General features: G+C 63.2%; 18 protein-coding genes and 2 tRNA genes. 1 reads left to right on the forward strand and 19 read right to left on the reverse strand.

The features are described 5' to 3' along the window. Positions 1–127 precede the first annotated feature (127 nt). Entirely contained in the window at positions 128–1,216 is a 1,089-nt protein-coding gene (locus GPK39_RS00655; RefSeq protein ID WP_215673390.1) for a M24 family metallopeptidase, read from the forward strand. Positions 1,217–1,567: 351 nt separating this feature from the next. Here GPK39_RS00655 and GPK39_RS00660 read toward each other — a convergent pair whose 3' ends face one another. The 19 genes from GPK39_RS00660 to GPK39_RS00750 all read right to left on the reverse strand — a co-directional run bounded on the left by GPK39_RS00660 (position 1,568) and on the right by GPK39_RS00750 (position 25,472). Beyond that, the gene (locus tag GPK39_RS00660; RefSeq protein WP_215673391.1) at positions 1,568–2,911 is read right to left on the reverse strand and encodes a bifunctional folylpolyglutamate synthase/dihydrofolate synthase; all 1,344 of its coding nucleotides are present in this window, start codon (positions 2,909–2,911) and stop codon (positions 1,568–1,570) included. A gap of 280 nt (positions 2,912–3,191) precedes the next feature. Further along, positions 3,192–5,888, reverse strand: a complete 2,697-nt coding sequence (locus GPK39_RS00665; protein ID WP_215673392.1) for a valine--tRNA ligase — start codon at positions 5,886–5,888, stop codon at positions 3,192–3,194. 286 nt (positions 5,889–6,174) lie between these two features. Beyond that, on the reverse strand, positions 6,175–7,581 hold the full coding sequence (gene clpX, locus GPK39_RS00670; protein WP_215673393.1) for an ATP-dependent Clp protease ATP-binding subunit ClpX: 1,407 nt from the start codon (positions 7,579–7,581) through the stop codon (positions 6,175–6,177). 1 nt (position 7,582) lies between these two features. Beyond that, positions 7,583–8,203: an ATP-dependent Clp protease proteolytic subunit gene (locus GPK39_RS00675; RefSeq protein WP_022095182.1), complete on the reverse strand. Its 621-nt coding sequence runs from the start codon at positions 8,201–8,203 to the stop codon at positions 7,583–7,585. Between the two features lie 162 nt (positions 8,204–8,365). Beyond that, on the reverse strand, positions 8,366–9,667 hold the full coding sequence (gene tig, locus GPK39_RS00680) for a trigger factor (RefSeq protein WP_227790170.1): 1,302 nt from the start codon (positions 9,665–9,667) through the stop codon (positions 8,366–8,368). Positions 9,668–9,755: 88 nt separating this feature from the next. Continuing rightward, positions 9,756–9,839: transfer RNA gene (locus GPK39_RS00685), tRNA-Leu, on the reverse strand. Positions 9,840–9,979: 140 nt separating this feature from the next. Beyond that, positions 9,980–12,811, reverse strand: coding sequence for a molybdopterin-dependent oxidoreductase (locus GPK39_RS00690; RefSeq protein ID WP_215673394.1), 2,832 nt, complete (start codon positions 12,809–12,811; stop codon positions 9,980–9,982). Beyond that, positions 12,811–13,713 (reverse strand): FAD binding domain-containing protein, encoded by a 903-nt coding sequence (locus GPK39_RS00695; protein WP_215673395.1) that lies wholly within the window; start codon positions 13,711–13,713, stop codon positions 12,811–12,813. Before GPK39_RS00695 ends, GPK39_RS00690 begins: the two co-directional genes overlap by 1 nt. 240 nt (positions 13,714–13,953) lie before the next feature. Next, the gene (gene gdhA / locus GPK39_RS00700; protein ID WP_022095186.1) at positions 13,954–15,309 is read right to left on the reverse strand and encodes an NADP-specific glutamate dehydrogenase; all 1,356 of its coding nucleotides are present in this window, start codon (positions 15,307–15,309) and stop codon (positions 13,954–13,956) included. Positions 15,310–15,567: 258 nt separating this feature from the next. Further along, entirely contained in the window at positions 15,568–15,963 is a 396-nt protein-coding gene (locus GPK39_RS00705; protein ID WP_215673396.1) for a putative Se/S carrier protein, read from the reverse strand. A 15-nt stretch (positions 15,964–15,978) separates the two neighbouring features. Further along, positions 15,979–16,611, reverse strand: a complete 633-nt coding sequence (mobA, locus tag GPK39_RS00710) for a molybdenum cofactor guanylyltransferase (protein ID WP_215673397.1) — start codon at positions 16,609–16,611, stop codon at positions 15,979–15,981. 154 nt (positions 16,612–16,765) lie between these two features. Continuing rightward, positions 16,766–16,862, reverse strand: a tRNA-Sec gene (locus GPK39_RS00715). Positions 16,863–17,011: 149 nt separating this feature from the next. Continuing rightward, positions 17,012–18,979, reverse strand: a complete 1,968-nt coding sequence (gene selB, locus GPK39_RS00720) for a selenocysteine-specific translation elongation factor (RefSeq protein ID WP_215673398.1) — start codon at positions 18,977–18,979, stop codon at positions 17,012–17,014. After that, the gene (selA, locus tag GPK39_RS00725) at positions 18,976–20,433 is read right to left on the reverse strand and encodes an L-seryl-tRNA(Sec) selenium transferase (protein ID WP_215673399.1); all 1,458 of its coding nucleotides are present in this window, start codon (positions 20,431–20,433) and stop codon (positions 18,976–18,978) included. The genes selB and selA overlap by 4 nt, the downstream gene beginning before the upstream one ends. 52 nt (positions 20,434–20,485) lie before the next feature. Then, on the reverse strand, positions 20,486–22,603 hold the full coding sequence (locus tag GPK39_RS00730; RefSeq protein ID WP_215673400.1) for a molybdopterin-containing oxidoreductase family protein: 2,118 nt from the start codon (positions 22,601–22,603) through the stop codon (positions 20,486–20,488). A gap of 122 nt (positions 22,604–22,725) precedes the next feature. Continuing rightward, positions 22,726–23,565 (reverse strand): formate/nitrite transporter family protein, encoded by an 840-nt coding sequence (locus tag GPK39_RS00735; protein WP_215673401.1) that lies wholly within the window; start codon positions 23,563–23,565, stop codon positions 22,726–22,728. 39 nt (positions 23,566–23,604) lie between these two features. Continuing rightward, a complete protein-coding gene (gene hycI, locus GPK39_RS00740; RefSeq protein ID WP_215673402.1) occupies positions 23,605–24,108 on the reverse strand; it encodes a hydrogenase maturation peptidase HycI in 504 nt (167 codons plus the stop codon). Continuing rightward, positions 24,108–24,689 (reverse strand): formate hydrogenlyase maturation HycH family protein, encoded by a 582-nt coding sequence (locus GPK39_RS00745; protein ID WP_215673403.1) that lies wholly within the window; start codon positions 24,687–24,689, stop codon positions 24,108–24,110. The genes hycI and GPK39_RS00745 overlap by 1 nt, the downstream gene beginning before the upstream one ends. Beyond that, entirely contained in the window at positions 24,690–25,472 is a 783-nt protein-coding gene (locus GPK39_RS00750) for an NADH-quinone oxidoreductase subunit B family protein (RefSeq protein ID WP_006234107.1), read from the reverse strand.

Here is a 25,472-nt window from a genome sequence, read left to right on the forward strand (position 1 = left end):
GCGATATACGCCGTGATGCGCGACCGGGTGCCCTACCGGGAGTAGCCCCGACGGTTGACAAAACTATAGGAACACCCAACTGCCGGGCTTGGGATACCATGGTGGCACCCTAGCGAAAGGACGATGTATGGCACATGTCGATGACCAGCGTGTGGCGCGCGTGCTCGATGCGCTCGAGGCTCAGCACCCCGGCGCGCAGCTGCTTGTAAACGACCCGTGGTCGATCTACTATCTGACCGGCTTTTATGCTGATATGTTCGAGCGTTTTTGCGGTGTACTATTCGCACGCGGCAGCGAGCCGGTGATCTTGGTCAACGCGCTGCATCAGTTGCCCGAGTACGACAATGCCCGCGTCGCCTACCACGCCGATACCGACGTCGTGGCCGACGCCATCGTTCGCGAGGTCGATCCGAGCAAACCGCTCGGTATCGATACCGTCATGCGTTCCGGCTTTTTGATGCCACTCATGGAGCGTCTCGCCGCGAGCGAGTTCTTCCTAGGCGACTTTGCCGTCACCGCCGCACGCACCCACAAGGATGCCGCCGAGCAGGAGCTCATGCGCTTGTCCTCGGCCGCTAACGACGCCGTGATGGCCGATGCCATCAAGCTCGTCCACGAGGGCGTAACGGAGCGCGAGATTGCCGATCGGATGCTCGGTCTGTACCGCAAGCACGGCTGCGAGGGCTTTAGCTTTCCGCCTATCGTGAGCTTTGGCGCTAACGCCGGCGACCCGCATCACGAACCAGACGACACCGTACTCAAGCGTGGCGACGTGGTGTTGTTCGACATTGGCGGACGCCGCTGCAACTACTGCTCGGACATGACGCGCACGTTCTTTTGGGGCGAGCCGGACGAAGAGACGGCGCGCATCTACGATATCGTGCGCCGCGCCAACGAGGCCGCCGAGGCGCTCATCGCACCGGGCGTGCGCATGTGCGACCTGGACCGTGCCGCGCGCGACATGATTGAGGAAGCGGGCTATGGGCAGTACTTTACGCACCGCCTGGGACACTCGATCGGCCTGCAGGACCATGAGCCAGGCGATGTCTCACTTGTTAACGAGCAAGTTGTAGAGCCGGGTATGACGTTCTCCATCGAGCCGGGCATCTACCTCCCTGGCCGCACCGGCGTCCGCATCGAGGACCTGGCCCTGGTTACCGAGTCCGGCGTCGAGATTCTCAACGCCTACCCCCGCGATCCGCTCCGCCTAGACTAGCCAATGTGACAAAGGGACAGCCCCTTTGTCACATTGCGATTACGTCGCGCCACAAAAACGGGCTATCTACTACGTTTAACCCGCATGGGTCGACCATGCGGGTCTTTTTTGAAAACTGGCAAGCCTTTTACCTGCGGTTTTGATTTCACGATTTTCCGTGTGGTCGAGGGTAACCCGTCAAACGTAGTAGATAGGCCCATTTCGTGACAAGCGAGTCAACTCGGGGTACAGGGCAGCTAAAAAAGCCCCGTCCCAAATTGGCTGCTTTTGAGTTGCGGTGATATACGGACTGTTTGGGGCTCCTGGCTTGTAAAACAGTCCCTATTTCACCGCAACTGCTGAGGGGATGGGTTAGCGCAGCAGGCCGGCCACTTCGCCGGCTAGAGTGATGGTACCGGCGGCAACGAAGGGCTCACTTGCGGCATCGAGGGCAGCGAGGGCCTCGGACACGCTCGGGTATACGCCCACGAGCTTATCGGCATCAACGAGGGCAGCGAGTTCCTCTGCCGGCAGGGCGCGATCGGAATCGGTCTGGGTCACGACCACGTGGGGGAACGCCGGAACCAAAACGTCAACGATGCCCGCCACGTCCTTGTCAGCCAGCGCGGCACACAGCAGCGTGGGGCGATTCTCCACGCACGGATCGATCTCGTCCAGCGCGCTCACAAAGTTCTCGCAGCTCTGAGGGTTGTGACAGGCGTCGATCAGCTTGAGCGGATCAGTTCCCAGCACATCAAATCGGCCCGGCGTGGGGCAGCCCATAAGCGACGCATCGAGCTTATCATGATCGAGTTCACAGCCCAGATACCCCTCGCACAGCATAATCGCGCACGCAGCATTCTGCGGCTGATACGCTGGTTTAACCATGCTCGACGTATAGATGGCACGCGGCGTGGTGCAGCTAAACTCAACCGTGTCGCCCACATGCGCCGGCACCTTAGTCGTGGCATGACTCACCACGAGTGGCACGACGCCGCACTCGCGACAACGGGCATCCATCACGCGCTGAACGCTCGCCTCGTGCGTGCCCTCGCCCAGCACAACCAGGCGTCCGGGCTTAATGACCGCAGCCTTCTCCCCCGCAATGGCCTCGAGCGTATCGCCCAAAATACGTGTGTGATCGAGCCCGATGCCCGTAATGGCAACGGCGACGGGATCGGTCGCACTCGTGGCGTCCCAACGTCCGCCCATGCCGACCTCGAGCACGGCAACATCCACCGCGGCCTCGGCAAACACTACAAGTGCGGCAGCCGTCAGCAGGTCAAACGGCGTGATGGAATAGGCGCGCTCCCCCGCCGCCACACGGCGCGCATTCACGCGATGTCCCGCCTCGACAGCTGCTGAAACGCCACGAGCAAAGGCCTCGTCGCTCACGACGCGCCCGTCGACCTCCATGCGCTCGGGATAGCGAACGAGCTGCGGCGACGTGTACAGCGCGGTCTTGAGCCCCTCGCCACGAAGGATGGCAGCCGAAAAACGCGTTGTCGAAGTCTTGCCATTAGTACCGGCAACCTGAATGCAATCAAAGTACTCGTCCGGACGCCCCAGCTCATCGAGCATATCGACAACCGTCTCGAGCAGAGGCCCAGCATCCCCAGAAATCCGCCCCGTATCAGCAGCAAGCCCCACAGCCTCATCAAACGAAAGCAACTCAAACGAGAAAGGAACGACATACGACCCAGAACGCTTAGCCATAACCCAAAGTCTCCAATAACAGAAAAAGAGGCCCATCAAAAAGAATGAGCCCCTCACGTTGACAATATCAGCCTTTACCCGCTTGCAGCGAGATCAAGGCCACAACCCAGTGGCCCTAACACGCCAGATGCAAACAACCACGTAAACGAACTAGGAGCGGCCCGACGCTTTGCTCGATACAAGTTCCGCACGCAAAGGACAGCACTAAATGTGCTGTCCGTCTTGCGCAGGACTGTTTGCAGTAGCGAGCAAAGCGTCGGGACGCGCCCCAGAGTAAACCTTACGAGAAGTCAGCAACCTGAGCAGTCAGCGCCGCCAGGATCTCCTTGAGCTCGGCTGCACGGTCCCTCTTCTTCTGGACCACCGCGGGCGCGGCCTTGGCCACAAAGCCCTCGTTGGCGAGCGTCTTCTCGCAGCCGGCGAGCTCCTTCTGGGCCGCGGCGATCTCCTTCTCCAGACGTGCCTTCTCGGCCGAAAGGTCGACCTTGCCCTCGAGCACCACAAAGACCTCGACGCCGCTATCGACCACGGCAATGCTCGCGGCCGGCTTCTCAACGTCGGTGCCCATAACCAGCGACGCCGTGTTGGCCAGCGGCTCGATGGTTGAGCGCAGGCTCTCGAGCTTCTCGATGTCCTCGGCACCGGCACGCACGACAACGTCGAGCTCGGCCTTGGGGCTCAAGCGATAACGCGAACGCGTGGCGCGGGCGGCGGAAACGACGGCGCGGCACAGCTCAAACGCGCGCTCGGCGTCCTCGTCAACATACTTGGCGTAGTCGGCGGGCTCGGGCCACTTGGCGATCATGAGCGCATCGGCGCGATCAACGTTACCCTCGGCGTCCAGATCGAGCACGCTCGCCGGCATGTTGTCCCAAATCTCCTCGGTAACGAACGGCATGAGCGGGTGCATCAGGCGAATGGAGGTGTCGAGCACAAAGATCAGGTTGCGCTGAGCCTGCAGACGGCCCTCGCCCTTCAGGCGAGCCTTGGTGACCTCGACGTACCAGTCGCAGACCTCGTTCCAGAAGAACTGCTGCACGCCGCGGGCCATATCGCCAAAGGTGTAGTTCTCGATGCCCTCGGTGACCATCTTCACGGCCTTGGCCAGGCGGCTGAACATCCAGGCGTCGGCCGGCGTCTCCACGACGGGCTCGCCGGGCGTGTAGCCCTCCATGTTCATAAGCAGGAAGCGGCTGGCGTTCCAGATCTTGGTCACAAACGACTTGGCCTGCTCGGTGCGCGGGCTGTCGATAAGCTTCTTGGTCTTCTTGTCGATGTTCGCGTCAAACTTGACGTCCTGGTTGTTGGTGCAGAGCGTCAGCAGGTTGAAGCGCATGGCGTCGGCGCCGTACATGCCAATGAGGTCCATAGGGTCAACACCGTTGCCCTTGGACTTGGACATGCGGCTGCCGTCCTTGGCAAGGATCGTCGGGTAGATGACGACGTCCTTAAACGGCACCTCGTCCAAGAAGTACAGCGAGCTCATAACCATGCGGGCGACCCACAGCGCGATGATGTCGCGCGCGGTGACGAGCGCCGTCGTGGGGTGATGGCCCTCGAGCAGCTCCGGCTTTTGCGGCCAGCCCTGCGTGGCGAAGGTCCACAGCTGCGAGCTAAACCAGGTGTCCAGCACGTTCTCGTCCTGATGCACGTGATGGCCGCCGCACTTGGGGCACACGTCGGTGTCCTCGGTAAGGGCGTCCTCCCAGCCACAGTCCTCGCAGTAGAACACGGGGATACGGTGGCCCCACCACAGCTGGCGGCTGATGCACCAGTCCTTGAGGTTCTCCATCCAAGTGGTGTAGGTCTGCGTCCAGCGCGCGGGATGGAAGGTAACCTTGCCGGAGTTGACGGCGTCGAGCGCCGGCCCCTTGAGCTTGTCGACGGCCACAAACCACTGCTCGGACAGCCACGGCTCCAGCGCGGAGTCGCAACGGTAGCAGTGCATGACGGAGTGATCGAGGTCCTCGACGTGATCGAGCAGGTCGTGCTCCTCAAACCACTTGATGACGGCCTCGCGGCACTCGTCGCGGTTCATGCCGGTGAACTCACCGTAGCCCTCGACGACCACCGCGTGCTCGTCGAAGATGTTGATCTGCGGAAGGTCGTGGGCCTGACCCATGGCGTAATCGTTGGGATCGTGGGCCGGGGTGACCTTAACAAAGCCGGAGCCAAAGTTGGCGTCGACATGCCAATCCTCAAAGATGGGGATCTCGCGGTCGACGATGGGGAGCTTAACGGTCTTACCCACAAAGGCGGCCTTCTCGGGGTCCTTCGGGGAGACGGCAACGCCTGTGTCGCCGAGCATGGTCTCGGGGCGCGTGGTAGCGACGACGATGTAGTCCTGGCCGTTGACCGGCTCGGTCAGCGGGTAGCGCAGGTGCCACAGGTGGCCCTTCTCGTCCTTATACTCGGCCTCGTCGTCCGAGATGGCGGTGGTGCAGTTGGGGCACCAGTTGACGATGCGCTTGCCGCGGTAGATCAGGCCGTCGTGGTACCAGTCGCAGAAGACCTTACGCACGGCCTGGGCATAGTCCTCGTCCATGGTGAAGCGCTCGTTATCAAAGTCGACGGAGCAGCCCATGCGCTTGATCTGCTCGACGATGATGCCGCCGTACTCGTGGGTCCAGTCCCAGCAGGCGTCGACAAACTTGTCGCGACCGATCTCTAGGCGGCTGATGCCCTCACTCTTGAGCTTCTTGTCGACCTTAGTCTGCGTGGCGATACCGGCGTGGTCGGTGCCGAGCACCCAGCGCGTGGACTTGCCGCGCATACGGGCCATGCGGATGATGGCGTCCTGGATGGAGTCGTCGGTAGCGTGGCCCATGTGGAGCTTGCCGGTCACGTTGGGAGGCGGAATGGTGACGGTGCAGTCGCCCACGCCCTCACGGCGCTTGTAGTAGCCGCCGTCGAGCCACTTCTGCAGGATCGCCGGCTCGTTGGTCGACGGATCGTAGTTCTTGGGCATTTCTTCCATATATCTCTCCCTTGCCCGTCGGGGAGGAATGTAGGCCCGATTTTCGCTCGGTCAAGTCCTGGGCTCGCTCGAAGACCACATTAAGTGGTCTTCGGCTCGTGCGGAATCTACGAAAATCGGGCCTACATTCCTCCCCTTAGGTATCGATTACTTCAGTCTGAATGACTTCGCTGAGGCTTAAACAAACACACAGAATAACACAGGTAGTTGGGGTTATTGCGCATATATAAAATAGCCTCCGACCGCGGGTGGCCGGAGGCTATTTGCAAGCACGTTTTAGGCAGGTCTAGCCGTAGATGCGTTGGGGCTGTTCTTCGCCCTTGACGGCGGCTTCGGTTACGACAACCTTGGCAACGCCCTCCTCGCTGGGGAGGTCGAACATCGTCTGCTGCAGCACGTCCTCGCAGATGGCGCGTAGACCGCGGGCGCCGGTCTTGCGGGCAAGCGCCATGCGGGCGATCTCATGCAGGGCGGCGTCCTCAAACTCAAGCTCAACGTCCTCGAGCTGGAACATCTTGCGGTACTGACGCACCACGGCATTCTTGGGCTCGGTCAGGATCGACACCAGGTCGTCCTCGTCGAGCGCCTGCGTCTGGGTGACGACGGGCGTACGACCCACGAACTCGGGGATCATGCCAAAGGCGTTGAGGTCTTGCGGGAGCACCTGACGCAGCAGGTCGTTCTCGTCGACCGAGGTGGGGCCGGCGATCTCGGAGTTAAAGCCCACGCCCTTGTTGCCCACGCGATCGGCGATGATCTTGTCCAGACCAACAAAGGCACCACCGCAGATGAACAGGATGTTGGTCGTGTCGATCTGCAGCAACTCCTGCTGGGGATGCTTGCGGCCGCCGGTGGGCGGAACGCTTGCCACCGTGCCCTCAAGAATCTTAAGCAGCGCCTGCTGAACGCCCTCGCCCGAAACATCGCGGGTGATGGAAAGGTTCTCGGCCTTGCGGGCGATCTTGTCGATCTCGTCCACGTAGATAATGCCAACCTGCGCGCGCTCGATATCGCCATCGGCGGCATTGATGAGCTTGAGCAGGATGTTCTCCACGTCCTCGCCAACGTAACCGGCCTCGGTAAGCGCGGTGGCGTCGGCGATGGCAAACGGCACCTCGAGGATGCGCGCGAGCGTCTGGGCGAGCAGGGTCTTACCGGTACCGGTGGGACCGAGCAGCAAAATATTGGACTTGGCGAGCTCCACCTCGTCCATATCATCGTCGAGCTGCGAATCCAGACCGTCGTCAAAGGCCGAAAGCGCAGCGCCGCCCTCGATGACGCGGCGGTAGTGATTGTACACGGCAACCGACATGGCGCGCTTGGCGTCCTCCTGGCCCATGACATAGGCCGAAAGCTCGTCATAAATCTCGTGCGGCGTCGGCACGTGCGTGATGACCTGACGGTCGTCCTCGAGCTCAAAGCCCTCGGCCTCGGGGTCAACGGCGGGCTGGGACGCAGCCTGGCCGTGGTCGTTGAGGAAACCCGGGAGATTGCCGTTGCGGGCGGCGTCCATAAAGTCCGAAGCCAGCGACTCCTCAAGGATCTCGGAGCAGGCGGCGACGCACTCGTCGCAGATAAAGATGTTGGTCGGACCCTTAACAAGGCGGCGAACCTGGCCCTGCTCTTTTCCGCAGAAGGAGCAGCGGATGGGGTTGCCGTTCTCGTCAAAGTTGTCCTGCATGTTACCTGCCATCCTAGGCGTCCTTCGCGGCAAGATCGCGCGAGGTAACGATACGGTCGATCAGGCCATAGTCGAGGGCCTCGGCAGCGGTCAGGTAGTTGTCGCGCTCGGTATCGGCTTGGACCTTCTCGATGGGCTGGCCCGAGGCGTCAGACAGAATCTGGTTGAGCTCGCGACGGGTCTTCTTGATCTCCTCGGCCACGATCTCGATCTCGGTCTGCTGGCCCTGGGCACCCCCGCTGGGCTGGTGAATCATGACCTTGGAGTGCGGCAGGCAGAAGCGCTTACCCTTGGCGCCGGCCGAAAGCAGCACGGCGGCCATGGACGCGGCCATACCGACGCAAATGGTGGAGACCTGCGGCTTGATGAAGTTCATGGTGTCCAGAATCGCCAGACCGGAATAGACCTCGCCGCCGGGCGAATTGATGTAGAGCGAGATATCCTTCTCGGCATCCTGGCTCTCAAGATGCAGCAGCTGGGCAACGACCAGGTTGGCGCTGACGGAGTTGATCTCCTCGCCCAAGAAGATGATGCGGTCGTTGAGCAGGCGCGAATAGATATCGTAGCTGCGCTCGCCGCGCGGCGTCTGCTCGATAACGTATGGCACGAGGGCGGAATCGAACTTAGCGATCATACGCATCTCCATTTCTCTTACGGACCAATAGTGGTTCTAGACAAACGTACGGTGCCCGCATGCTATGCATTGGCTGGCACCGTACGAAGCAACCGGATAACCGGTTTATAACTTTACCCCATCACGGGCGCATCCATGCGCTCGCGGAAAAGGTGGCGAGAATTACTCGGCGTCCTTGGCGGTCTCGTCGACCTCGGTCACCTTGGCGTTCTCGACCAGGTGGTCGACGGCCTTGGAGCGACGGATGGACTCGCGGACGGCAGGCATGCGGCCATCGGCGATGAACTCGGCCTTGGAAGCCTCGACGTCCTTGACGCCGGCCTTCTCGAACTCGGCGTTGATATCGTCCTCGGTGACCTCGATCTTGAGCTCACGGGCGAGGGCGTCGAGAGCCAGGGACTCACGGGCAACGTCGTTAGCCTGCTTGTGCAGGTCGCCGATGAACTGCTCCATGGTCAGACCGGAAGCGGGCAGCCAGGTGTCCAGGGTCATGCCACGGGCAGCGAGGTTGGACAGGAAGTTCTGGCCAAGCTCCTCAAAGACGGACTGCTCGTAGTCGGCGTCCATCTCGTCGAGCTGCAGGCGCTCGGCGAGAGCGGAGACGCAACGGTTCTCCTTCTCGGCCGGGAGGCGAGAAGCCTTGTCCTGCTCGATCTCGATCTTGATGGCGTCGCGCATGGCGTCGATGCTGTCGAAGCCAAAGTCGGACTTGACGAGCTCGTCGGTGAGCTCGGGGGTGTTGCGGACCTTGATGCCCTTGACGGTGACCTCGACGGTGTGGGTCTCGGCCTCCTCGCCCTCCTCGACCTCGTCGGTCCAGGTGACGGTCTTGACGTCGTCGACGTTGGCGCCGATCAGGGCCTCGTTGAACTCCTTGGGGTTGCTGTCGCTACCGGCGATGAGCATACGGCCCTCGGCGGCGAAGTTGTCGGCGTTCTCGACGGCCTTGAGGTCGACGGTCACGTAGTCGTCAGCCTCGACGGCGCGACCCTCGACGTCCTCGAAGGTGGCACGGTAGTTGAGGAGCATCTCGACCTGGTTGTTGATCTCGGACTCGGTGACCTCCGCGGGAGGCATCTCGATCTCGACGGCGTCGAAGGAGGAGAGCTCAGCGGCAGGACGCAGGGAGAACTCGACGGTGTAGGTGTAGTCCTCGTGATCCTTGGCGAGATCGAGCTCCTTGTAGTCACCGTTCTTGGTGGGGACGATGTCCAGCTCGTTGAGGACGACGGGCTCGTTGGCAGCGATCAGGTCGTTGGTGGCCTGAGCGAGGGTAGCCTCGGCGCCAAGAGCAGAGTCGATAACCGGACGGGGAGCCTTACCGGCGCGGAAGCCCGGGAAGCGGTACTTCTTGGCGGTGTCCTTGTAGGCCTTCTTGATCGCGGCGTCGACGTCGGCGGCCGGGATGGTGACCGTAGCGGTGAGCTTGGCGTCCTTGACGTCAGAAGCGGTGATGTTCAACACGTTCCTCCTCATACTGCCCAGCTTATCTGAGGTGCTGGTACCTTTATGCAACAAAGAGTCGCGACGGCGGGAGCCGACGCAGGTGCGTTGGTGCGGGCGAAAGGACTCGAACCTTCACGGGAATCCCACCAGAACCTAAATCTGGCGCGTCTACCAATTCCGCCACGCCCGCATGAGCGCACAGACTAGGAATGATAGCAGATACGAACGGCAAGCGCACGCACACCTTTTACAGGCTCACGACCTCACCACGAGTGCAAAAGGCGGGACGAGTTGCCCCGCCCCGCCAATTGCGACTTGTTCGCCGACCCGCTACTCCCCCAGCAGTGCTTTCTCCGGCGTGATCGGCAGCGAGCGAACCTGATGGCCGGTAGCGTGTGCGACGGCCGATGCCACGGCGGCGAGCGGCGTGTTGATGACGACCTCGCCGATCGACTTGGCGCCAAACGGGCCCGTCGGCTCGTAGCTCGGCTCAAAGGCCACGCGAATGCTGCCGATATCCAGGCGCGTGGGCAGCTTGTAGCTCATAAAGTTGCCGGTGCGTAGGCGTCCGCGATCGTCATGCTCGACAATCTCGTAGAGCGCGTGACCGATGCCCTGGGCAATGCCGCCCTCGGCCTGGACGCGCGCGAGTGCCTCGTTGATCACGGTGCCGCAATCGACGGCCGCCGCGTAGTCCACCACGGTCACCTTGCCTGTGGCCTTGTCGACCTCGACCTCGGCAATGCCGGCCATAAACGGCGGAGGCGAAACGGGCAGGCAGGCAGAGGCGTGCGAGGTCAGCGCGTCGCCACCCTCGATGTTCTTGACACACAGGTTGGCAAAGTCGCGCAGCGTAAGGTAGCGACCGCGCTCGCGAGCGGCACGCTCGTCGGACAGGCGCACGTACTGACCATCAAAGACCACGTCGGCGGCGTCAACGTCCCACATCTGGGCGGCCTTGGCGCAAATCTTCTCGCGCAGCTCGGCTGCGGCGTTCTTGGCGGCAAGGCCCGTCACGTAGGTACCGGAGCTCGCGTACGAGCCGGCGTCGAACGGCGACACGTCGGTGTCTACGCCGCGCACCACAATCTGTGAGCTCTCCACGCCCAGCTCCTCGGCAGCAATCTGCGCCAGGATCGTGTCGACACCCATGCCGTTATCGGTGGCGCCGGTGCCGATGGTAATGAAGCCGTCCTCTTCCAGGCGCATGTCGATGCCGGCGATGTCCACGTTGGAGATACCCGAGCCCTGCATGGTGAGCGCGCAGCCCAGGGCGCGCACGCGGTCACCCAGGTCCACGGCCAGCGGCTTGTCGCGCCAACCGATCATGTCCATCGCGCGCAGCAGGCAACGGTCGAGCGCGCAGGCGTTGAGCTTCTCGTTGTAGTACTGCGGCATGATCTCGCCCTCGTGCACCATGTTCTTAAGGCGCAGGTCGGCAGGGTCCATGTGCAGCATGTCGGCGAGCTCGTTGACGGCGCTCTCCACGGCAAACTGGCCCTGGGTGGCACCGTAGCCGCGATACGCGCCGCCGCGGTTGGTGTTGGTGTAGACCGCGTCCCACCTAAAGCGGTTCGCCTTCACATGGTTGTAAATCGGAAGGCTCTTGTGTCCCGAGAGGCCGATCGTCGTGGTGGCATGTTCGCCGTACGCGCCGGCGTTGGACAACGTGTGCAGGTCGATAGCCGTGATGGTGCCGTCGTTCATGGCGCCCAGCTTGACGGTCATCTGCATCTGGTGACGCGAATTGCCCGCGGTGATGGTCTCCTCGCGGGTGTAGCAGCAATAGCTCGGACGGCCGGTCTGCTGGGTCACGAACGCCACGAAGATCTCGCAGCAGCCCGTCTGCTTGGAGCCAAAGCCACCACCGATGCGCGGCTTAATAACCTGCACCTGCGACTGCGGGATATCGAGCGACTGCGCGACCATGCGGCGCACGTGGAAGGGCACCTGCGTAGAGGTGGTCACCGAGATGCGGCCGAACGCGTCGGTCGTCGCGAAGGCGCGGAAGGTCTCCATGGGCGCGGTCTGCGTGGCCTGGCTGGTGTAGGTGCGCTCAAAGACGATGTCGCTCTGGGCGAAGGCCTCGTCCAAGTCGCCAAAATCGCTGGTACCGCTGCACACCAGGTTGCGAGCAACGTCGCCGCCCTGCGGGAACATAAAGGTCACGTCGCCCTCGGGGTGGACCACGATGTCGTTATCGAGTGCCTGGGTAAAGTCGAGCAGCGGCTCGAGCACCTCGTAGTCGACCTTGATGAGCTTGAGCGCCTTGTCGGCGGCCTCCTCGGTCTCGGCAGCGACAATCGCCACCTCCTCGTTTTGATAGCGCACAAGGTTCTCGAGAATCAGGCGGTCGTAGGGACTCGGCTGCGGATAGCTCTGGCCGGCGATGGTAAAGCGGCGCTTGGGCACGTCCTCGTAGGTGTAAACGCCCACGACGCCCGGCACCTTCAGGGCGCGCGAGGTGTCGATGGAACGGATCTTGGCACGGGCATAGGGGCTGCGCTTGAGTTTGACGATGAGCGCGCCGGCGGGCACCATATCGCCCGTGTAGACGGGACGGCCCTCGAGCAGGGCCTTCGAATCCTTCTTGGGCTGCTTGTGGGTGATTTGCTTGTAGGAGACGCCGTCGGAGCTCGTGTCGTTGACGGGCAGCTCGGGCATCTCGAAGCCCACCTGCACGCCCGACTCGTTGAGGAAGCGGACGATGGCGCGCAGCTGGCTCTCGTAGCCGCTGCAACGGCAGAGGTTGCCGGCGAGCTGGCGCGAGAGCTCCTCGCGCGTGGCGACGAGGCTCGGGTCCTCCTTGGCGGCGCGGGCGAGCGCCAGCACGTTCATGATGAGGCCGGGGGCGCAAAAACCACACTGCTCGGCACCTTCGGCAGCCATCGCACGGGCGAGAGCCTCGGACTCGGCCTTGAGGCCTTCGAGCGTGGTGATGGTGTGGCCCTCGACGCGCGCGGCGGGAACCGAGCAGCTCAGCACCGGGTCGCCGTCGAGCCACACCGTGCACAGGCCGCAGTTGGTGGTCTCGCAGGCACAGCGCACCGACGCGCAGCCCTGCTCGCGCAGCAACGCAAAGAGCATGGTGTCGGGGGCAATCTGAACCTTGACCTTGCGGCCGTTGAGCGTAAAGGAAAGATCGATGAGTTTGGCAGCCATTAGCGCACCTCGCTAGAATCGACGCCGGGCACGCGGCGGCAGGAATACTCGTCCGTGGCAAACTTAGGGATCTGCACACCCTCGAGCTCGCGGGAAAGCGCGGCCGAAAGCTCGATGCCGGCGGCGCGACGCACAGCCTGGACGGCAAGCGGGGCCGAGATGCGGCGGCGGTAGTCGGCCGAGCCCCACAGGTTGGTGCCGTAGCTCAGCGCGCGCACAGATGCGGCCAGGGCGCGAAGCTCGTCCTCGGAAGGCTGCTCGGCAGTAAGGCCGCATGCCTCGCCCTGCAGCAGGGTCGCACGCAGCGGGCGGGCACCCACAGTGACATGCCAGCTGTTGTCCCACCAGGCGGCGGTGACGTTTAAGGAGGGGAAGTCGGTCGCGGCCTTGCGCACGGCCTCGTAGCTTGCACAGTAATCGTGCTTAACGACTACGATGTGCTCGATCACGTCGCGCACGTAACCCATGTTCACGAACTCGGCGAGCGGCACGCGGCCGGCGCCCGTCAGCTCAACATACGAATCGAGCGCGAGGAAGGCGGAGAGAACGTCCGAGAAGCCAAAGCGGCCGTAGATGCTGCCGCCCACCGTGGCGGTGTTGCGCAGCTGCACGCCCACGATGTCATGGACGGCGAACTCAAAGACATTGTTGACAAGCGCGTTGAGCCCGGCATGACGCTCGAGCTGGCGCAGGGTACACATGGCACCGATGCGAAACTCGGTCTCGGTCTCCTCGATCTGATCGAGTCCGCAGGCCGAAAGGTCAATCGCCGTCGCCACGCGACGCGATCCCAGGCGCATCCAGATGCCGCCGCCCACAATCTTGTTGTTGCGGTTCTTCTGTAAAAGCTCATAGGCTTCGGCCGCGTTTCCAACACGGACGTAGGTACCGAACTTGAGCACGTTCTCCCCCATCTCTCCACTTGTCCAGTACTTTTAAGTGTACCAAACGAGGGGCCGCACACCGTTTTAGGACAAAATCCACCCACCCATCCATAACTTGCGGTGATATAAGGACTGATTAGCCGTTCTGGGACGCTAAATAGTCCGTATATCACCGCAAGTTATGAGGAGTCCTCCGGGATAGAAAAGGCTCCCAGCCAAGATGACTGGGAGCCTCATTTGGCGCTATGAAGCGAAGATTTAGCAGACGCCCTGGGCGAGCATGGCGTCGGCGACCTTCAGGAAGCCGGCGATGTTGGCGCCCATGACAAAGTTGCCCTCCTGGCCATACTCCTTGGCGGTGTCGTCCACGTTGTGGAACATGCCGCGCATGAGCTGCTCGAGCTTGCCGTCGACCTCCTCGAAGGTCCAGGACAGGTGCTCGGCGTTCTGGCTCATCTCCAGGCCGGACACGAGCACGCCGCCGGCGTTGGCAGCCTTACCGGGCATAAAGGCGACGCCGTTCTCCTGGAAGTAGGTCGTGGCCTCGATGGTCGTGGGCATGTTCGCGCCCTCGCCGACCACCTTGCAGCCGTTGGCGACGAGCGCCTGGGCGTCCTCGAGCAGCAACGTGTTCTCGCGAGCGCAGGGCAGCGCGATGTCGCAGGGCAGCTGCCACACGCCACGGCCGTCGCCCTCGTGCCACACGGCATTGGGCTTCTCGTCGACGTACATAGCGAGCGTAACGCCCTTGTCGTGGCCGGAGCGCTTCTTGTTGTAGACATGCTCGAGCACGGTGTAGTCGATGCCGTCGGGATCCTCAACCCAGCCGTGGGTATCGGAGCAGGCGAGCACCTTGCCGCCGAGCTGGGAAACCTTCTGGACGGCGTAGATGGCGACGTTACCGGAGCCGTGAACGACGACGTTCTTGCCCTCGAAGGAGTCGCCGCGGCTCTTGAGGTACTCGTCCACAAAGTAGGCCAGGCCGTAGCCGGTAGCCTCGGTACGGGCGAGCGAGCCGCCAAAGGAAAGGCCCTTGCCGGTGAGGACGCCGGTCCACTCGTTGGTCAGGCGCTTGTACTGACCGAACAGGTAAGCAACCTCGCGGCCGCCAACGCCCAGGTCGCCGGCGGGAACGTCGGTGTTGGGGCCGATGTGGCGATAGAGCTCGGTCATGAAGGACTGGCAGAAGTGCATGATCTCGTTGTTGGACTTGCCCTTGGGGTCAAAGTCGGAGCCGCCCTTGCCGCCGCCCATGGGAAGGGTGGTCAGGCTGTTCTTGAGGATCTGCTCCAGGCCCAGGAACTTGAGCATGCCCAGGGTGACCGTCGGGTTAAAGCGCAGGCCGCCCTTGTAGGGTCCAATGGCAGAGTTGAACTCGACGCGGTAGCCGCGGTTGACTTGGACCTTGCCCTGGTCGTCGACCCAGGGGACACGGAACATGACGATGCGCTCGGGCTCGACGAGGCGCTCCAGCAGGGCGGCCTCCTCGTACTCGGGATGGGCGTCGAGCGCCGGCTGGATGGTGCCGAGGATCTCGGTCGCGGCCTGGATAAACTCAGGCTGCTCGGGATAGCGGGCCTTGAGCTCTTCGAGAACTTTCTGCGTGTAGCTCATGCTTCCTCCAATTGATGGGAAACGAAAAATGTTGGTCGCGGCACCCTATGTGCCGCGAACTTTATCGAGTATGGATAATATCGCACTGTTGCAGCAAAGTTTCGCATAAGCCGACGAGCGGATGTTTCGTTTTGATTACGGTGCAGGTAGAAGCGTTTTTGAGCACCCTACGTACAAATCGCGTGTTTCGAAGCTGTTTCGTCCGCATGTTCCAAACCACCACAAAGGTGCCTGTCCCCAATGTGGTGGTGTTGGTGGTTAGAGGACGAGCTGATGGTAGTCGGCCGGGGTTATGCGGCCTTCGGTGGCAGCGCGGAAGGCGGCGAGCGCATCGCCCGAAAACGGCATGGCCCAGCACAGGCCGCAACCTGCGGTAATGGAGCCGGGCAAAGGCATAATGCGCCCGGGCACACCGGCATCCAGGCACAGCCGCTCGCATTCCATCACATCGAAGGTGCTGTCGAACGACACGATGATCTTGCGTTCGTGGTCGAGGGCATCACCGGACGGGCCTTCACGGTGTGCCTCACGATACGCCGCAGCGGCCGCTTCCTCTTCCGCGGTATGCCCGCAGCCACCGCAACCGCAGGTACAAGGCTCAGACCCATCGCAAGTGCAAGGCTCTCCCGTGTCGGGGCAAATATCGTGAGACATGGCAACTCCAATCGTCTATGCGAGCAACTCGGCCGCCGCAAACTCCTCGGGCGTATTGACGTTCTCGAAGCAGAGCGTCGAGCCCGCGGCCTTAACGATCTGCGGCTCATCCATATAACCAGCCTGAACGCGATTGATCAGGCAGCGAATGCGCTGGCGGTCGCAGGCGAGCAGCTCATGGGCAACCGGCGCACACGCGTCACGGCGCCAGACGGCGCAAAGTGGCTCAATCCCCCGCTCCTCGCGCGGCACACACACGTCGAGCGCCTCGGCCTCAACACGATCGACAAGAGCGCCGATGAGTTCCGGCGAGACAAACGGCATATCGCAGGCGACAATCGCCACAAGTGGCAATCGGGCCGCGGCCAACGAGCTCGCGATGCCGCGCATGGCGCCGGCGGGACCGTCGACGTCCATCACCACGCGCGGTACCAGGCCGCCAAACGCGCGCTCCTCAAGATAGGCAAGCTCGCTGGGACGCGAAGTCGTCACGACCAACTCGCCGGCAACTGGCGCCAGCCGACCCAGTACGCGCTCGATGAGCGGCTCGCCGCAAAACGCCATGCGCGCCTTATCGCAGCCCATGCGCGACGACAGCCCGCCGGCCTGGACGACGCAAGAAAGATCGGCTCGTCTTACGGTAGTCATACGGCAAACCACCCCCATCGGCATGCTCGAAACCCGGCGCACGAAGCTAAATACCGCCGCCGAAATTGCGGCGCTACGAAAAGCTCGTGCAAAAACAAAACAGCGCCTTTGCGGCACGCAGCAAGACCGCGAGCACAAAAGCGCTGGTAGCGTATGGCGGGAACGTATGTGAATCGAACACATCCAAGACGTTTTGCACGCCTCGCAACGGTTTTGAGGACCGCGGAGCCCACCGGAGCCCATCCGTTCCCAAGTGCGCCGGTATTTTACCAAACCGAAACGGCTCCATCCCAAAAAGACGAGCAAGAAGTTGCGGTGGAATAGTTCCTGTTTTTGCTGCCAAAGTCCCCAACTAGGAACTATTTCACCGCAACAGAGGAGACGGGGACAGGTGACCGGCCTAGCGCAGGGAGCGCAGGCCGCCGGCATCCTTGTCGAGCACCGTAAAGCGCACGGCATCCAGGTGTTCCAAGATGCTGATGGCGCGTTTGCGCGACACACCAAGGGCCTCGCGCAGCACGCTCGTGGTGGCGGCGCCACCGGCATCGGCGATGGCAGAGGCGACGAGCTCACGCGCGTGGGCCTCAGCGGCAGCAGACAGGGCCACATCACGCTCGATCTTTACGATGGAGCGGTTGAGCGAAAGCTCGCGCAGGGCACGCGTCATGGTGTCGCGATCGAGCTGCAATTGCTCGCCCACCTCGGGCAACGTCGGCGCATCGAGGCCGGCTTCATCCAGCAAGGAAACGATGCGCTCGCAGGCCTCGTGCACCACGCGCGCCGCGGCGGCAGCGGAGTGCGGGTCGAACACTTCGGCGCCCTCGGCGGCGCACACGCCACGCGAGCAGCCCTCGGCAATCAGAGCCGCGGCAACGCCTTCATCAGCGGCAGGCCACGCAGCATGGGCAACGGCGCCGGGCGTAAAGCCCGTCTCCTTGGGAGCCGCCGCGTGCATGGCCGACAGGGTCGCCGCCAGTGCATCCATCGCGGCATCGAGCACCACGGCGTCCGCCAAGAGGTCCGCATCACCCACGGCAAGCTTGCGAACGGAACCCTGCGCCACCAACCCGCGCAGTGCGGCATCGACCTCGCCGACACCAAGATCCAAAGCCTCGGCAACATCAACCGCCGTAACCGGCAGCGTCTGCAGCGCCAGCCAAGCGCCCACACCACCCGCGATATCGCCGGACTCGAGCGCCGCATACAGCGCACGCTCCCCTTCAACAAGCTCGCGCGAGCGACGGCAGCGCGAAAGCAGCACGCGCCCGCCGCCAACAAGCATCACGGGCGAATAGGACAGCACCACGGCATGGTCCCCGGCACGTAGCGGCAGCGAGTTTTCCAAGCGCACCTGAACGATACGGGTCTCGCCCACCGCCATGGGGGCCTCGCCCTCCATGAACATGATTCGACCGACGACCTCGGCCGTACCAGCCATCACGTGCACACGCGCACCCGACTCGAGCACACGCGGCTTGGCTCCCTCGCGACCCAAATACGTAAACGTCATCATCAAGCGCATCGTCTGGCCAAAGCGGCCCGCCACGCCCAGCATCTCACCGCGATCGAGCGCGGCGACACCATCGCCCACCAGGTTGAGCGCCACACGCTGACCAGGCAGCGCGCGCGGCGTATCGCCATGCACCTGAATCCCGCGCACGCGACAGACCGTACGCGACGGCAGCGCGACGAGCTCATCACCCACCGCGACGGACGCATCGTGCAACGTTCCCGTCACCACGGTACCGGCGCCCTTGATCGTAAAGCAGCGGTCGATGGGCAGACGCGGTGCGGCATCGGTGCGCTCGGCACGGGCACGGCAGGAATCCCAGCAAGCGGCAACCTGCTCGTCGAGCGCAGCCAGCAGGTCATCGATCCCCGCGCCGGTCTTGGATGACACGGACACGATCGGCGCGTCCGCAAACACGGTACCCGACAAAAAGTCATCGACATCGAGCTCGGCCAGCTCAATCATTTCGCTATCGGCCAGGTCGCACATCGTCAGCGCGACCACCATATGCGTAACGCCCAGCAGCTCCAGCACATGCACGTGCTCGCGGGTCTGCGGCATCACGCCCTCGACGGCCGAAACCACCAGCACGGCCACGTCGATGCCCGTGGCGCCCTGCACCATGGCGCGCAAGTAATGCGCGTGGCCCGGCACGTCGACCAGGCCAACGATCTTGCCACTCGGCAGCGCCAGCTCGCCAAAGCCAAGCTCAACCGTCATGCCGCGACGACGCTCAACTTCCAGGCGATCGGGGTTTTTACCCGTCAGTGCCTCGATGAGCGCCGACTTACCGTGGTCGACGTGGCCCGCCGTGCCAACGATAACGGGACACTCCACCAGCGCTTGAACCTCACTCATCGAGCAATCGCCTTCTCAACGCACGCAACGAGCGTCGACGCCGCCGTCTCGATATCGCGGTCGCCCACAAGCGTACGGACGTCAAACAAAATGCGATCGTGCGAGGTTCGCGTGACGACCGGCGTGTCGAAGTCCTGAACAAGCGAGCGCTTGAGCGCGTCGACCGTCAGGCGCTCGTCAACAAGACGCACGGCCACGCACATCGTGGGCAGCTCCACGGTAGGCAGCGAACCGCCACCGGGCGTCGAGGACTCCTCGACAATCTCCAGCTCAACGGCGCACGGGCAACCGGCCTTATCGAGCCCGGCGACCATACAATCGCGCAGCTTGCGGGCACGACGCTCCAGATGAGCCTGCGGAAGCGTGAGCATGCTGAGCACCGGAATATCGCGATGGGCGACATCAGCGCCGTCCATGTAGATACGCAGCGTGGCCTCGAGCGCCGTGAGCGCCAATTTACCCGGGCGCAGGGCACGCATAAGCGGATGTGACCCACAGGCCTGGACCAGGTCACGGCGGCCCATGATGATGCCCGCCTGCGCCGCGCCCAGCAGCTTATCGCCCGAGCACGACACGATATCGAGCCCAGCGGCAACCGAGGTCGGCGTGGTCTCCTCGCCGCCGCGAACCAGGATGTCGTCGGGTAGCAGCGCGCCCGAGCCCTGGTCCTCGTAGAACAGCAGGCCGTGCCTATGGGCCAGCGCGGCAAGCTCCTTGGAGCTCACTTCCTCATGAAAGCCCTCGATGCGATAGTTGGATGGGTGAACCTTCAAGATCATCGCCGTATCGGGCGTGATGGCGCGCTCGTAATCGGCAAGGTGCGTGCGGTTGGTGGCACCGACCTCGACAAGCTTGGCACCCGAGGCTTCCATGACATCGGGGATGCGGAAGCTGCCGCCGATTTCGACGAGCTCGCCGCGGCTCACAATGACCTCTTTGCCCGCAGCGTGAGTGGCAAGCACCAGCAGCACCGCGGCGGCATTGTTGTTGACGACCAGCGCATCCTCGGCACCGGTGAGCGAGCGGATAAGTTGCGCGGCGTGCTCCTTGCGCGACCCGCGCGAACAGGTGTCGACGCTGTACTCGAGCGTGCTATACCCGCGCGCAACCTCGGCCACGGCCTTGGCGGCCGATTCCGCGAGCGGGGCGCGACCAAGGTTGGTATGGATGACCACACCCGTGGCGTTGACGGCGGGGCGCAGGCTCGGCAGCGCGGAGCGGTGCGCACGCCACTCGATGGCCGAAGCCAGGTCACGCTTAGAGCGCGGGACGGCGCCGGCGCGAATGGCGGCGCGCTCCTCGTCGAGCTCGGCCGTGACGGCGGCATGCACCACCGCGTCGCAGGTCTCCCCCACCGCCTTCACAACCGGCCACTCTGCGAGCAGCTCGTTGACGGAGGGAATGGCGCGCAGACGGGCGCGCACCTCATCGGACATGTTCTGGCTATCGCTCATGTGCAGCCTTTCAAAAGAAACGTGGATCAGTCGAATACATCAGCTGAGTCAATTACTCGTCATTATCCCCGCGCGCGACAATCTTTTCCACGCGAACGGCGTTTTCCTGGGTGAGCGCAGCACCCGTCAACGGGTCCCAACGTAACGGCGTATGGTCGAGCGGGCCCACGCCCAAGGCTTGAGCGCCACCGGCGTCGGCGCCAAACGAACGCCCACCGGGAGCGGCCGAGGTGAAGATGCACGCCGGATGCAGATAGGGCGTCGTCTCCACGCGAACGAGGTCGCGGCCCATGTCGCTCACGAGTTCCACGACCTCGCCATTGGCGATACCCATGTGTGCGGCAACATCGGCATTCATCTGCACGGCGTCCAAGTCCGACCCCACCTCGGCGGCACCTTGGGCCGCAAGCCTTCGCGAGGTATGCGACTCAAAGGGTCGATTGCCGCTAATGAGGCGAAACATCCCCGGGCCGGGCTCCACCATGGGCGCGATCCAGTCGGGCACACGGCCCAAACCGGCACGCTCCCACACGCTGCTTGCCAGCTCTATCTTGCCGCCGTCCAGCGGAATCACGGGCTCGCCCGTACGCGGCGGCAGCGGCACGTCCGTATCGGCCCAACCGCGCTCCTTGAGCTCGTCCAGATCAATCCCAAACGGCGCCACCTGGGCCGCCGCCAGGTCGTCCGGCGAAAAGTCGAAGTACTCGCCCACGCCGCAGGCCGCAGTCAACCCGGCAAAGATCTCCCGCCCCGGTCGCGTGTCGTCATGTAACACGGGCAGCACGGCATTGCGGTAGAACACGCGCGCGTCGTTGCGGCCCACGACCGTACCCACGCCGCGGTCGGCCTCCAGATACGTCACATCGGGCAGCACGAAGTCGGAAGCGCGCGCCGTCTCGGACCAGCGAATATCGATTGTCACGAGCAAGTCGAGCTGCTGCAAGATACCCAACCAAGCCTGCGCATTGCCATAACCCGCACCGGGGTTACTGGCATAGACGATGAGCCCACGCAAATCGCCGGCCAGAATCGACTGACCGATGGTCGTACACAGGCCGCGCACCGGATCGACGAGCGGATAGCGCTCGGACCCCAACTTAGGCTCGCGCGGCACCGGCGGCGTCGCAAAGCGCGTGGGATCAAGGTCGCCCAATACAAGCGGCGTCTGTGGATTGAGCGCGCCGCCCGCATGTCCAATACAGCCCAGCAGCACATCGACCAAGCAGATAGCGCGCGCGGTCTGGGTGCTATTGGCATACGCGATACCGATGCCACCATGAAAGCCAGCGTCCACCACTGCAGCAGGCGCCGCGGCAGCCAAATCGCGCGCCGTCGCGACAATCTCTGCGGCCGGCACGTCGCACATCGACTCGGCCCACTCGGGCATCCAAGCACGGGCCGCCTGCGCCAGCTCGTCAAACCCTGTGGTGTAGCGGGCGACAAACTCGCGGTCGTACAAGTCCTCGGCAATGAGAACATGTGCAATGCCAAGCAGCAACGCCAGATCGCATCCGGGACGCACACGCAGCCAGCGGTCAGCAAGCGCGGCCGAGCCGCTGCGCCGGGGGTCGACCACGATAATCTTCGCCCCACGGCGACGGGCATCGTTGAGCGCATCAACGGCCCCCATCGTCGACGAATCGACGATGGAACGCCCCAGGTACATAATGCAATCGGTATGCGCCAGGTCGGAGGCGGGACTATAACCCAGGCTGTGCTCCCAACCCGTAAGTCGGCTTACCTCGCAGGCACCGTCGGCGCCGTACACGTTGGGCGAACCCAGCGCGTGCATAAAGCGATACGCCCAGTAGCGGTCGAACGAGGGCACGCCGAGTGTCATGCCCAGCGCACGAGGCCCGCGCTCGTCAACAATCCCCAAAAGGCGCGCTGCAATCTGCGCGAACGCCTCGTCCCACGAAATCGCATCAAACCCCGAGCCATCAGCTCGGCGGCGCATGGGATGCAAAATCCGGTCGCGCTCGTCAAACGGCATGTCCAAGCGATGGCGCCCGCGGGCGCACAGGGCACGCGCCGCGCACGGATGCCCCGGCACCGGCAGCTCGGCCACCACGCGACCGTCCTCAACGCGTGCCGCGAAGGCACAATCGGCATAGCATCCCCCGCATGTGGTCACCACGGCGCGACCGTCACGCTTCACAGCAGATGCCATCTCGATTACCCCTTTCATCAGCCAAACACAACAGGCCAAAAGCCCGGCAACGAGCCCCAGGCCCAAAAAGCCTCCCGCACGGCAACGCCCTGCGGGAGGCCCAACGTCAAACAGACGGTACCTTACGCCTCGGACTTCTTGGCGTAGATAAACCAGTAGCCGAGCGCGATCAGAACCGCACCGCCCACGATGTTGCCCAGCGTGGCGGCAGAGAGGTTAAACGCAATGCCCGCGACGTTGAGTGCATCGGCGCCAGCAACGTCGGCACCATAGCCGCACGCGTGCATCACGGCACCCATGGGCAAAAAGTACATGTTGGCAACGCAGTGCTCAAAACCGCAGGCCACAAAGGCGGCGATGGGCAGCAGAATGCCCACAACCTTATCGACCACGGTCTTGCCGGCGGTACCGATCCACACGGCCAGGCACACAAAGATGTTGCACAAGATGCCGCGGAAGAAGATCGTCACCCAGTCGATCGTCACCTTGCCGGCGGCGACGCTCACCATGGAATTGGCGACCGCCTCGCCGTTGAGCTTGTAAATGCCGGCCATGTACACCAAATAGACGATGAACAGGGCACCGACAAAGTTACCGACCCATACGACGACCCAGGCCTTGAGCATCTGGACCAGGGTGATCCTTTTGCTCTTGAGCGCGCAGACCATAAGCGAATTGCCGGTAAACAGCTCGGCGCCGCACACCAGCACCAGCACCAGGCCCAGGCAAAAGCACAGGCCGCCCACGACGCGCTGGGCACCCCAGCCCAGCGTGCTGTCGCTCAAAAACACCGTAAAGAACAGGCCGCCGAAGGCGATGAACGCGCCGGCGAACATTGCCAACAGAAAGGCCTTAGCGACCGGCAGGTTAGCCTTGGTCACGCCGGCGGCCTCGGTCTTGGCCTCGATCGCGGCGGGCGCCAGGCAATCGGGAGCGGGGTACTCCACCTTGGAATCTGCCATGTCAATCACTTCTTTCCTATTCAGCAGAGGCAAGCGCTGCTATAGCTCCTGCCCCAAGCGGACAAAGTGGGAAAAGTCGTTGGCGGCCACGGCGTCGTACACGGCGTCGACGGCCTCAAAGACCTCCGGGGACATGGGGTTATAGAACTCCGTATCGCCCGGCTGAATCCCTATGAAGACGATATCTTCGCACGATTGCTCAATCTCTTCGATCAGAATCGATAAAGGAAGCGAATGCGTGGTGAACATCGACTTACGGGCCACATCGCGCTTGTCGAGCAAACGGATGGACCCGACGGGCAGCGCCATATCGGCGGCATCGACCAAGACCAGACGCGGCGGACGCTCGCGCTTGACCTCGATGATGTCGTCCTCGGGCGTCTGACCGCCGTCGATGGTGTACCAGCCGGCGATGGGCGCGTCCTCCATCTTCTTGGAGAGCACGGGGCCGGCGGCATCGTCGGCACGCAGCACGCTTCCCGCCGTGAGCACGATACCCGCAAACGGGGCGCCGTTCACACGACCATCCACAACGCGACCCATTACTGCAACCTTCCCGTCAGATACACGCCCGACACATCGCGCACGCGCTCAACCAGATCGCGGAACTTCATCAGAAACGCGACTTGCTGGGCATGCAGGCCAAAGTCGTCGTCGAACACCGAGATGCCGGCCTTGGCCGACCCGCGAAAACCGCGCTCGTCGAGCAGCGTGTCGCAGGCCTCGAGCAGCGACGGCACCGCCGCCTTGTCGAGCTGGCACTCGCCAAAGAAACGGATGGCCTCGAACTTGGTCTTGGCCTCCCCCTCCGGCAGCGCGTCGACGAGCGAATAGAACACATCCACCGGCACCGACAGGCGCGGCTCAAAGCAGTCGAGCACGCCGGTGTGGTGGCCCACGGCGAGCGTGTAGTACAGTACGTCGCAGGCCTCCTGGGGAACGTCTTCCTCGGTCTCCACAAACTTACGCGTGAGCTCGTAAAAGACCACCTGGTCGGGCGCATGACCCAGGCAGGGGTCGGCGACGCCCTCGGCGGCCTCGTCGCTTGCGCGCGAGGCATCGCCAAAGGAGCCGCCGAGCATGCCGGGACCCGCAAAGTAACCAGAGCGGTCCGTGAGCTCCATCTAGCGACCTCCGGCCAGCACCAGATCCTGCAGCGCCGAGTAGACCTCGACGCGGCGCGGATCGTCCTGCTTGTCGATGAGCAGCGCCATGGCACCGCGGATATCGCCCTTGGGCGCGCCCTCGAGCGTATCCATAAACTCGTTGGCCAGGTCGCGGCCGTAACGGTAGCCGCTCATGGCGCGAGCTTCGCGCTCGATGGCAACGCGCAGCTTGTACGGCACGCCGGGGTGCAGGATATCGGCCTGCTCGCCGGCAGCCTCCACCGTGGTCTCGGCATGGAGCTTTTGGTCCAGCAGACCGAGCGCCATGGCAAAGCCGTAGACGGTCTGCGCGGGGCTGGGCGGGCAGCCGGGGATGTAGACATCGACCGGCAGAATCTTATCCGTGCCGCCCCAGACGCAGTAGTTGTCGTAGAAGATGCCGCCGGTGCAGCCGCACGCGCCATAGGACACCACGATCTTGGGATCGGGTGCGGCCTCAAACGCGCGCAGGGCCGGCATGCGCATGGCACGCGTCACGGCGCCGGTGTACAGCAGCACATCGGCGTGACGGGGCGAGGGCACGACCTTGATGCCAAAGCGCTCGACGTCAAAGACGGGCGTGATGGAACCGAAGATCTCGATCTCGCAGCCGTTGCAGCCGCCGCAGTCGACACGGTAGACGTACACCGAGCGCTTGATCTTCTTAAGAAGGGTCGCCTTGGCCTTCTCGATGCTCTCGTCGAGCTCGATCTTGGTCGGGCGGTACTGAAGCCGCTCGGGCAAAAGCGTGGGTTCGGCCAT

This window comes from Collinsella aerofaciens (genome assembly GCF_018785245.1).
GTDB classification, from domain to species: Bacteria; Actinomycetota; Coriobacteriia; order Coriobacteriales; family Coriobacteriaceae; genus Collinsella; species Collinsella aerofaciens_AD.

Excerpts from the sequence above, each read along its gene's own strand:
- GPK39_RS00655 (WP_215673390.1), top strand. The coding sequence starts at position 128 with ATGGCACATGTCGATGACCAGCGTGTGGCGCGCGTGCTCGATGCGCTC.
- GPK39_RS00730 (WP_215673400.1), bottom strand. The coding sequence starts at position 22,603 with ATGGCATCTGCTGTGAAGCGTGACGGTCGCGCCGTGGTGACCACATGC.
- selA (WP_215673399.1), bottom strand. The coding sequence starts at position 20,433 with ATGAGCGATAGCCAGAACATGTCCGATGAGGTGCGCGCCCGTCTGCGC.
- GPK39_RS00750 (WP_006234107.1), bottom strand. The coding sequence starts at position 25,472 with ATGGCCGAACCCACGCTTTTGCCCGAGCGGCTTCAGTACCGCCCGACC.
- GPK39_RS00690 (WP_215673394.1), bottom strand. The coding sequence starts at position 12,811 with ATGGCTGCCAAACTCATCGATCTTTCCTTTACGCTCAACGGCCGCAAG.
- selB (WP_215673398.1), bottom strand. The coding sequence starts at position 18,979 with ATGAGTGAGGTTCAAGCGCTGGTGGAGTGTCCCGTTATCGTTGGCACG.
- GPK39_RS00705 (WP_215673396.1), bottom strand. The coding sequence starts at position 15,963 with ATGTCTCACGATATTTGCCCCGACACGGGAGAGCCTTGCACTTGCGAT.
- GPK39_RS00665 (WP_215673392.1), bottom strand. The coding sequence starts at position 5,888 with ATGGAAGAAATGCCCAAGAACTACGATCCGTCGACCAACGAGCCGGCG.
- mobA (WP_215673397.1), bottom strand. The coding sequence starts at position 16,611 with ATGACTACCGTAAGACGAGCCGATCTTTCTTGCGTCGTCCAGGCCGGC.
- hycI (WP_215673402.1), bottom strand. The coding sequence starts at position 24,108 with ATGGGTCGCGTTGTGGATGGTCGTGTGAACGGCGCCCCGTTTGCGGGT.
- GPK39_RS00675 (WP_022095182.1), bottom strand. The coding sequence starts at position 8,203 with ATGATCGCTAAGTTCGATTCCGCCCTCGTGCCATACGTTATCGAGCAG.
- GPK39_RS00745 (WP_215673403.1), bottom strand. The coding sequence starts at position 24,689 with ATGGAGCTCACGGACCGCTCTGGTTACTTTGCGGGTCCCGGCATGCTC.
- GPK39_RS00735 (WP_215673401.1), bottom strand. The coding sequence starts at position 23,565 with ATGGCAGATTCCAAGGTGGAGTACCCCGCTCCCGATTGCCTGGCGCCC.
- gdhA (WP_022095186.1), bottom strand. The coding sequence starts at position 15,309 with ATGAGCTACACGCAGAAAGTTCTCGAAGAGCTCAAGGCCCGCTATCCC.
- clpX (WP_215673393.1), bottom strand. The coding sequence starts at position 7,581 with ATGGCAGGTAACATGCAGGACAACTTTGACGAGAACGGCAACCCCATC.
- GPK39_RS00660 (WP_215673391.1), bottom strand. The coding sequence starts at position 2,911 with ATGGCTAAGCGTTCTGGGTCGTATGTCGTTCCTTTCTCGTTTGAGTTG.